The 9106-nt window shown below is 70.5% G+C and carries 8 protein-coding genes; 4 read left to right on the top strand and 4 right to left on the bottom strand.

Annotation, left to right across the window (positions count from 1 at the left end):
- Together JWP28_RS07155 and JWP28_RS07150 are read right to left on the bottom strand one after the other, a co-directional pair.
- On the bottom strand, positions 1 to 2688 hold a 2688-nt coding region (locus JWP28_RS07155), incomplete at its 3' end, for a HAMP domain-containing protein (RefSeq protein WP_299541542.1).
- 153 nt (positions 2689 to 2841) lie between these two features.
- Positions 2842 to 4014, bottom strand: a complete 1173-nt coding sequence (locus JWP28_RS07150) for a tetratricopeptide repeat protein (RefSeq protein WP_299541540.1) — start codon at positions 4012 to 4014, stop codon at positions 2842 to 2844.
- A gap of 146 nt (positions 4015 to 4160) precedes the next feature.
- Here JWP28_RS07150 and JWP28_RS07145 point away from each other — a divergent pair, with 146 nt between their 5' ends.
- From JWP28_RS07145 to JWP28_RS07130, 4 genes are all read left to right on the top strand, one after another.
- The gene (locus tag JWP28_RS07145) at positions 4161 to 5822 is read left to right on the top strand and encodes a glycosyltransferase family 4 protein (protein ID WP_299541538.1); all 1662 of its coding nucleotides are present in this window, start codon (positions 4161 to 4163) and stop codon (positions 5820 to 5822) included.
- Between the two features lie 84 nt (positions 5823 to 5906).
- Complete coding sequence (locus JWP28_RS07140; protein WP_299541536.1) at positions 5907 to 6344, top strand: glycine zipper 2TM domain-containing protein; 438 nt, start codon at positions 5907 to 5909, stop codon at positions 6342 to 6344.
- A gap of 4 nt (positions 6345 to 6348) precedes the next feature.
- On the top strand, positions 6349 to 6891 hold the full coding sequence (locus tag JWP28_RS07135) for a hypothetical protein (RefSeq protein WP_299541534.1): 543 nt from the start codon (positions 6349 to 6351) through the stop codon (positions 6889 to 6891).
- 41 nt (positions 6892 to 6932) lie between these two features.
- On the top strand, positions 6933 to 7130 hold the full coding sequence (locus JWP28_RS07130) for a hypothetical protein (protein ID WP_299541532.1): 198 nt from the start codon (positions 6933 to 6935) through the stop codon (positions 7128 to 7130).
- Positions 7131 to 7157: 27 nt separating this feature from the next.
- On the opposite strand, the gene JWP28_RS07125 is transcribed toward JWP28_RS07130, so the two are convergent.
- Both JWP28_RS07125 and JWP28_RS07120 read right to left on the bottom strand, forming a co-directional pair.
- Positions 7158 to 8330, bottom strand: a complete 1173-nt coding sequence (locus JWP28_RS07125; protein WP_299541530.1) for a glycosyltransferase family 4 protein — start codon at positions 8328 to 8330, stop codon at positions 7158 to 7160.
- Between the two features lie 53 nt (positions 8331 to 8383).
- Positions 8384 to 9106 (bottom strand): hypothetical protein (locus JWP28_RS07120; RefSeq protein WP_299541528.1); only part of this gene is annotated, 723 nt, incomplete at its 5' end.

Raw genomic sequence — 9106 nt, 5'->3', positions numbered from 1 at the left:
CACGGACTCGGTCAAGTCCTTCCACGTGCCGGCGACGCCTTGCACGTCGGCCTGGCCGCCCAGCTTGCCTTCGGTACCCACCTCGCGCGCCACCCGCGTCACTTCCGAAGCGAACGAAGAGAGCTGGTCCACCATCGTGTTGATGGTGTTCTTCAGCTCGAGAATTTCGCCCTTCACGTCCACCGTGATCTTCTTGGACAAGGCAACGGCTGCGTCGGCCGTCGTCACCTGGTCAGCAAAGGTCGCGAGCGTGTCGGTCATGCCATTGATGGTGTCGGCCAGCGCCGCCACCTCACCCTTGGCTTCCACCGTCAGCTTCTGGTCCAGGTCGCCGTTGGCCACGGCGGTCACCACCTTCGCGATGCCTCGCACCTGGGACGTCAGGTTGCCGGCCATGAAATTCACGTTGTCGGTCAGGTCCTTCCACGTGCCCGCTACGCCCTGCACATCGGCCTGGCCGCCCAGCTTGCCTTCGGTACCCACCTCTCGTGCCACCCGCGTCACTTCAGAAGCGAAGGACCGGAGCTGGTCCACCATGGTGTTGATGGTGTTCTTCAGCTCCAGGATTTCGCCCTTCACGTCCACCGTGATCTTCTTGGACAGGTCGCCGGCCGCCACAGCCTTCGTCACGTCGGCGATGTTCCGCACCTGCGAGGTCAGGTTACCGGCCATGAAGTTCACGTTGTCGGTCAGGTCCTTCCAGGTGCCGGCAACGCCCTGCACGTCGGCCTGGCCGCCCAGCTTGCCTTCGGTACCCACCTCTCGCGCCACCCGCGTCACTTCGGAGGCGAAGGACCGGAGCTGGTCCACCATGGTATTGATGGTGTTCTTGAGTTCGAGAATTTCGCCCTTCACGTCCACCGTGATCTTCTTGGACAGGTCGCCTGCTGCCACGGCGGTCGTCACGTCGGCGATGTTTCGCACCTGCGAGGTCAGGTTGCCGGCCATGAAGTTGACCGAGTCCGTCAAGTCCTTCCACGTGCCGGCCACGCCCTGCACGTCGGCCTGGCCGCCCAGCTTGCCTTCGGTACCCACCTCGCGCGCCACCCGCGTCACTTCCGATGCGAAGGACCGCAGCTGGTCCACCATGGTGTTGATGGTGTTCTTGAGTTCGAGGATTTCCCCCTTCACGTCCACCGTGATCTTCTTGGACAAGTCACCGGCGGCCACGGCTTTGGTCACCTCGGCGATGTTCCGCACCTGGGCCGTCAAGTTCGAGCCCATCGAGTTCACCGAGTCGGTCAAGTCCTTCCAGGTGCCGGCCACGCCTTGCACGTCGGCCTGGCCGCCCAGCTTGCCTTCGGTACCCACTTCACGCGCCACCCGCGTCACTTCGGAAGCGAACGAACGCAGTTGGTCCACCATGGTGTTGATCGTGGCCTTGAGCTCGAGAATTTCGCCCTTCACGTCCACCGTGATCTTCTTGGACAAGTCGCCGGCGGCCACGGCCTTGGTCACGTCGGCGATGTTTCGCACCTGGGACGTCAAGTTACCGGCCATGAAGTTCACGTTGTCGGTCAGGTCCTTCCAGGTACCGGCAACGCCTTGCACGTCGGCTTGGCCGCCCAGCTTGCCTTCGGTGCCCACCTCGCGCGCAACGCGCGTCACTTCGGAAGCAAAGGACCGGAGCTGGTCCACCATGGTGTTGATGGTGTTCTTCAGCTCGAGAATTTCGCCCTTCACGTCCACGGTGATCTTCTTGGAGAGGTCGCCGTTCGCCACAGCGGTGGTCACCTCGGCGATGTTCCGCACCTGGCCGGTCAGGTTGCCGGCCATCAGGTTCACGTTGTCGGTCAGTTCCTTCCAGGTGCCGGCCACGCCCTTCACCTGGGCCTGGCCGCCGAGCTTGCCTTCCGTACCCACTTCGCGGGCCACGCGGGTCACTTCGGAGGCGAAGGCGTTCAACTGGTCCACCATGGTGTTTATGGTGTTCTTCAGCTCCAGCACCTCGCCCTTCACGTCCACGGTGATCTTGCGGCTGAGGTCGCCGTTGGCCACCGCGGTGGTCACCTCGGCGATGTTCCGCACCTGGCCGGTCAGGTTGGCGGCCATGAAGTTCACGTTATCGGTAAGGTCCTTCCAGGTGCCGGCGACGCCCTTCACCTGCGCCTGGCCGCCGAGCTTGCCTTCGGTGCCGACTTCGCGCGCCACCCGGGTCACTTCCGAGGCGAACGAGCCCAGCTGGCCCACCATGGTGTTCACCACCTTGCCGATCCGCAGGAACTCGCCCCGCAGCGGCCGCTCCTCGTTTTCCAGGTCCATGGTCTGGGAGAGGTCGCCCTTGGCCACGGCGCCGATCACGCGGGCCATTTCGGCGGTGGGGTGGACCATGTCGGTGATCAGGGTGTTCACCGCCTCGACGCTCGCGGCCCAGGAGCCCTGCGCGGCGGGCAGCCGCGCCCGATGGTTGATCTTGCCCTGCCGGCCGACCGTCTCGCCCAGCCGCTCGAACTCGCGGGTCATGCGGTCGTTGAGTTCCACCACCTCGTTGAAGGCCTCGGCGATCTCGGCGTTGACGCCGCGTTGCCCGCGCGGGAGGCGGACAGAGAAATCGCCGCGCCGGAACGCCCGCAGGGCGGCAAGCAGTTCGCCGGTGTCTATCGGGTCGGGTTGCGGCTCCGCTTGGCGCGAGCCCTTGCCATTTGCGCGCACCGAGCGCTTCGCGGCGGCAGTCTCGATATTGGTCATGGTGATCCCCGAGCAGACCATACAACGCCGGGGCTAGTCGAACCGAGGCGCCAGCCTACGCCTCAGCATCGTCCCGCGATCGCGGCACACCCCCAGTTCAAACCCAAACGCCAATTTGGGCCCCGCGTTCCAAGGCGAACGCAGGTTTTCGAATTACAGGTCGCGCAGCACCTGATCGACCGTTTCCGACCAGTCCAAGGGCCGGCTCTGGCGGTAGAGCTTGAGGCTGGGATACCAGGGCGAGTCCGTCCGGCCGCGCAGCCACCGCCAGTCGGCATGGATGAAGGGCAGCAGGGTCCAGCAGGGCTTGCCCATGGCGCCGGCCAGGTGCGCCACCGAGGTGTCGATGGAGATGACCAGGTCGAGCCGGGCGATGATCGCGGCGGTGTCGGCGAAGTCGCGGGCGCCCGTGTCCTCGGGGTGCAGGCTGATCGCGCGGCGGTCGAGCAGGCGCTGGGCAAGCTTTGCAGGCAGGCCCTTGTTCGCGGCGTTGAAGCCGGTGGGGCTGGCCTGCCAGACAAGGCCGATGCTGCCTGCGCGGGGCCAGCGCTCCAGCCGGTCGGCCGGCGCGGCGAGGTAGGGCTGGGCGGGGAGGGTCTCCAACGTGATTCCCAGGTGCTCCGGCAAGGAGAAGTAGCGGCTCCAGTAGTGATGCGACGCCACTGTCACGCTGGCGCCGGCGGTGATCGGGACGATCCGGTCGGCGCCCGGGAGCGTCGAGAAGAGGTGGGCGAGCGCCGGGCGGCAGCCGAGGGTCACTTGGGCTGCGCCGCGCGACTTCAGGCTGTCTACGAAGCGGCACATCTGGATCTGGTCGCCGAAGCCCTGTTCGACCCAGACCAGGATCGATTTCCCCTCGAGCGGCTCACCGCGCCATTCGGGGAAGCTCACGTTCATCGGCGGCACCACGTCGGGATGCAGGGGGATGCGCGCGGCGAGCAGCGGCCAGCCTTCCGCGTAGCGACCGAGCGAGAGGTAGAGCCCGGCCAGCGCCAGCTCGACGGAAGGGTCGCCGGGCCTGGCCGCGAGCGCGGCCCGGTATTCCCGCTCGGCGAGATCCGCCCGCCCGGCTTCGGCGTAGATCGACCCCAGGCGGCGCCGGACGTCGGCGTCGGTCGGCCGATGACGCGCGGCCAGCGCCAGGTAGCGCTCCGCGCCAGGCCAGTCGCCGAGCTCGCCCAGGCAGACCCCGAGGTTATTCGCGAGGTTGGACGTCAGGCGGGTTTGCGCCAGCTCGCTATAGGTCCCCGCCGCCTCGGCGAACCGCCCGGCCCGCTGCAGCTCGACCCCCCGCGCGAAGCTGCTTTCGCCTGTGTCGTCCTGCATCCGTCCCCGGCCGCCTTGATTGTTCGACCCGCCCGCAGTCTCTAGCTACGATTGCACCCGACGGGGAGCTTAAGTGCAAATGTTCGGCGACCGAGCGCCATCCACCGGTCCAAGGCCGGCGCGCCCCCCGCGCCACGGGCGGCGCCGTGGCGGCTAGGTTCTCGATCTTCCACCCGCCCGCCCGGGTCGGCCTGGGGGCCAATCCGTTCGGCAAGGACATCGCCAACTCCGAGCTCTTCCAGGCCCTGGCGCGGCATGGCGGCTTCGAGCAGCTCGACGTGTTCAGCGTCCGGGCGGCGACGGAGGCGCAGCTGCGCGAGGACCTGCTGGACGATCCGGCGGCCTCCATTCGCCTGGTCCCGAGCTCGATTCTCAACCAGGCGGCGGCGGCCGAGGCCGGGGTTCTGCTGAGAGGACAGCCGGATCTCTACAATCTCGCGTGGCTGCGCCGCCGCACGGTCGGCGACCGAGCCTACAGCCTCATGGGCCTGGCGCACACCATCGCCCCGCCCGCCATGCGAGAGATCATCGCCATGGCCTCGGTAGGCCCGGTGCATCCGTGGGACGCGGTGATCTGCACCTCGCCAGCCGTGCGCGACGCGCTAGCGCAGATGTTCGACAACTGGGGCGACTATCTGGGCGAACGCACCGGCGGGACCGCGCCTCCCCGCCCGGTGCTGCCGGTCGTGCCGCTGGGCGTGGACGCCGCCCAGTTCGCGAGCCAGGCCGACCGGCCGCAGGCGCGGGCAAAGCTGCGCGCCCAGCTCGGCCTCGCCGAGGCCGACGTCCTGGTGCTGTGGGTCGGGCGGCTCTCGTTCTTCGAAAAGGCCTTCCCGCAGGCCATGTTCCAGGCCGTGCAGCGGGCCGCCCAGGCGAGCGGCGTGGCGGTGCACTTCGCGCTGGCGGGCTGGTTCCCGGTCGAGGAGGACCGCGGCCGCTACGCCGAGGCGGCCCTGATCCATGCCCCCGACGTTCCCGTGCATGTGCTGGACGGCAACGATCGCGAGTTGCGGGGCGAACTCTGGGCCGGCGCCGACGTCTTCCTGTCGCTGGTGGACAACATCCAGGAGACCTTCGGCATCACGCCGATCGAGGCCATGGCGGCCTGCCTGCCGGTGGTGGCCAGCGATTGGGACGGCTACCGGTCCACCATCCGCGACGGAGTGGAAGGCTTCCTGATCCCCACGCTCGGCGGGCCGCGGTCCGGCTACGGTGCCAGCCTCGTCCAGCGCCACATCTTCGAGGCCGCGACCTACCAGAGCTACGTCGGCGAGGTGGCGCAGTACACTGCCGTCCACGTTGGCCGCGCGGCGCAGGCGCTGACCGAGCTGGCGCGCTCGCCCGAGCTTCGCCGGCGGATGGGCGCCGCCGGCCGCGAGCGCGTCCGCACGGCATTCGACTGGCCGGTGGTCGCTCGGCAGTACAATGAGCTGGCCGACGAGCTGGCGCAGGTCCGCAAGGCGGCCACCGACCCCGTCACGCGCCACAAGACCGACCCGGTGCGGGGCGATCCGTTCGTCGATTTCGCAGGCTTTGCGACCCATGTGCTCAGCCTGGACGCGCCGCTCGCTGCGGCGGCCGGCGCGACCAGCGAGGACGTGCGCGGACTGACCGGAGCGCTCGACCTGGCCTTCCCGGGCCTGCGGGCGACGCCGGAGGAATGCGCCCAGGCGCTCGACCTGCTGGCCTCCGGCCAGGCGCGGACCGGCCGCGAGGTGCTGCTGGCCTTTCCCATACCCCGCCGTCGGATGGTGGAGATGGGCCTGGCCTGGATGGCCAAGCTTGGCCTCGTCGACTGGCTCTCCTGAGGCTCTGACGCATCCCTAAGGGCCCCGGTGCGTTCTGGCTGGCTGAACCCTCACTGTGTCGGGTTCCAGACCGAGGAGATTTCCATGCGCCGGATCTTGATGATCGCCGGCCTCGCCGCCGCCGTCGCGGCCCCGACCCTGCTGCCGTCTGCGGCGTCGGCCCAGGGCTATTGCGAGCAGCGCGCGCACGACCGGAGGGTCACCGGCACCCTGCTGGGCGCCGTGGGCGGCGGCCTGTTGGGCAATGCGGTCTCGAGTGGCGGCGGCCGCACAGGCGGGACGCTGATCGGCGCCGGCCTCGGCGCGGTGGTGGGCAACAACCTCGCCCGGACCAGTTGCGACCGTCCGCGCGCCTATTACCGCAGACCGGTGCGCAGCCGCTCCTATCGCTCCTACAGCTCCTATGGCCCGGGCCCCGCCGGCCGCTACGCCGGCGCGCCGACCGCCTGCCACTACGAGACGCGGCCGTTCTATGACGCACGCGGACGGCTGGTCTATTCGCCGACCCAGGTCTGTGGTTAAGCGCATGGCCCGCTTGAAGAGCCTTCCGTTCGCCCTGGCGCTGGCGGCCATCAGCCTCGCGGCTTGCAACAACGCCCAGCGCCCCGGCGCCGTGGCCAGCAGCGGCGGCGACACCCGCCTGTGCACGCCGTTCCCGACCGCCGCCGGCGCCACCACGTCCGGCCAGCCTACAGCGCCGGCCCCGGGGGTCCCGGCCACCGCGCCTGCCCTCGCGGCCGACCCGGCGGCGGCGCTGGACGACTGCCTGCATCGCTGGGGCTATGCGCTCGCGGCCTCGCGGGACGACGCCAACCAGGTGGCGACCGCCACCGTGGCCGCCTGCGGACCCAGCCTGTCGCGCTGGAACCAGCAATCGCTAGCGTCCGACGGCGGCGGCGGCTCGCCCGAGGCGCCCAGCCTGTTGACCGGCCAGCCGACCACGCCGCTCGGCGAGCATTTCATCTACGCTCAGGGCCGGGCGCTGTTCTACGTGGTGCAGGCCCGGGCCGGGAAGTGCGCGGCGCCGCCCGTATCCAACGGCGTCCCGGTAGGCGTCGCCGCCGACTGAGCCTCTCGCGGCCTCGCTAAGGCCGCGCTAGGCTCGGCCCCATGAAGGCGCGCGACCTGGTGGACGTGGCGATCGACGAGGACCCGCGGGCGCCCTGCCTGTGGGTTCCGTCGGAGCTGTGGCCGGAGTTCTGCGACGCCATCGCCCAGAGCCCGAACCGCATCGGGGCGGTGATCTACCGCAACAAGACCGTCCGCGAGGGCGGACCGCTCACCGACATCACCACGCGCAGGCCCTGAATCCGGCCACCCGGGGGAGTGGGACGCCTAACGCTTGGCCACGGCCATCGCGGCCGCCTTTACCGGGGCGGGCAGGGTCGTGAACCAGGCCGGCGGCGAGAGCTGGCGGGCGACCCGCTTGCGCGCCGCCTCGGCCAGACGCCGGCCCAGATCGGGGTCGCCGCGCAGCCGAACCAGGGCCCCGGCTGCGGCGCCCAGGTCGGGCTCGGCCCAGGTCTGGCCTTGGTAGATGCCTTGCGGATCGACGACCGGCGTCGCCCGATAAGGGACCATCATCGCGCAGTCCGCGTCCATGAAGTCGAGGACGCCGGAATAGGCCGTCGCCAGCACCGGCGTCCCCAAGGCCATGGCCTCGGCCGGCGTCAGGCCGAAGCCCTCGGCGCGGTGCAGGGAGACGAGCACGTCGGCGCCGGCGATCAGGCTTTGGATCTCCGCATAGGACCAGACCTCGTCGACGATGCGGACGTTGCCGGGGGCTGAAGCGCGCAGCGCGGCCAGGACCTCCGGGAAGAGCCGGCCGTTCTGGGTCTTCAGCGTGAGTTCGCAGGTCGGGTCGTCGCCGAAGGCCTGACGCCAGGCGGCGATCGCGCCATCGGGGTTCTTGCGCGCCGACGACGAGTTGAAATCGAAGACACTGACGCCCTGGAACGCGGCGCGGCGCGGCGCGGGCGCGACGTTCGCGTAGTCCTCGACGAACAGCGGGTGCGGCACGACGCGGACGGGCGAAGCGGCGCCGGCCAGCGCTTCGGCCGTATAGCGGCTGGGCGCCCAGACCTCGTCGACCAGGGCGGCGTCCTTCAGCCACAGGTCCGGCGCGCGGGGCAGCTCCCAGGCCCAGTAGCCGTAGCGGGGGCCGACGAGCTGGCGGGGTCCGAGGCAGGCGAGCGCCGCCAGCAGCTCGGGCGGATTGAGGTGGAAGATCCAGGCGCCGGCGGTGACCGGTTCGGTCAGCCGGCCGCTCCAGTCGAGCTTGGCGTCGGTGACGTCGACCCGATCGACGGGGACGCCCAGGGCCTCGAAGGCGCGGGCGGCCAAGCGGGCGGAGGCGGCGATGCCGTGGGAGCCCGCGAAATAGCCGACCACCTTGACCGGGCCCTGGGCGGTGTCGGCGCCGTGCGGGGCCCGCGCGCTCCTCCGGACATGGGACTCCAGCACCTTGTTCAGGGTCGGCGCGGCCAGCTGGCGCAGCGGCAAGGGCACGGCCGATCGCCAGAGCCGGCGGGCGGCGCCCAAGACACTCAATGGGGGCGGATTCATGCGGCGATCGGAGCGGTCGTCTTCACCGGCCGGAAGAGGTCGGTCCCGGCGGCGGTCGGCGACCAGACCTCGTCGACGAAGCCCAGGCCCACGGTGTCGCCGGTGAGTGCGACGGCGGTGGCTCCGTCCCAGACGGCCACGGCGCGGTTCCAGCGCACGCCGCGGCTGTGCAGCGCGACGGCGTCGGCCGGGACCAGGTCCGGGTGGGTCAGGAAACGCACCAGGTCCGCCTGGGCCGGCGCGGCGGCGGGCCCCGCCGGCCCGAGGAAGCGGCCGGCGGCGGCCTCGTAGACCAGCCGGTCGGCGGCGGCCTCCTTGGCGAGCTCGGCGCCCTCGACCACCCAGAGTTCGGCGACCCGGCGCTCGGCCGCCGCGCGCGCGAGGGGCTGGCGGTGGCGGACGGTCAGGCGGGCGAGCTGGGTGTGCGGATGCAGCCGCAGGGCGGCCGGCAGGGCGTCGAACTCCACGCCGTATTCGGCGAGGCCGCCGCCCACCAGCCAGCGCAGGTACTTGAACCGCTCGGCGCCGGTGCGCAGCGGGAAGTGGCGCTGCAGGTCGACGCGGCTTTCCCAGATCTCCAGGAACAGCTGCACGAACGGCGCGGGCTGAGAGGCGGCGGGCTGCAGGAAGGGCGCGCGCAGGGCCTCGGTCAGCGCCTGCGGCCAGCCGGCGCGGGCGGCGACGCCGAAGCCGGCGGAGAGGCGGCGCTTCAGGTCGCT

The organism is Phenylobacterium sp. (assembly GCF_028290885.1).
In the GTDB taxonomy this organism is placed as follows: domain Bacteria; phylum Pseudomonadota; class Alphaproteobacteria; order Caulobacterales; family Caulobacteraceae; genus Phenylobacterium.
This window is presented reverse-complemented; position numbering and strand designations above follow the sequence as displayed.

Excerpts from the sequence above, each read along its gene's own strand:
- JWP28_RS07150 (WP_299541540.1), bottom strand. The coding sequence starts at position 4,014 with ATGCAGGACGACACAGGCGAAAGCAGCTTCGCGCGGGGGGTCGAGCTG.
- JWP28_RS07140 (WP_299541536.1), top strand. The coding sequence starts at position 5,907 with ATGCGCCGGATCTTGATGATCGCCGGCCTCGCCGCCGCCGTCGCGGCC.
- JWP28_RS07130 (WP_299541532.1), top strand. The coding sequence starts at position 6,933 with ATGAAGGCGCGCGACCTGGTGGACGTGGCGATCGACGAGGACCCGCGG.
- JWP28_RS07135 (WP_299541534.1), top strand. The coding sequence starts at position 6,349 with ATGGCCCGCTTGAAGAGCCTTCCGTTCGCCCTGGCGCTGGCGGCCATC.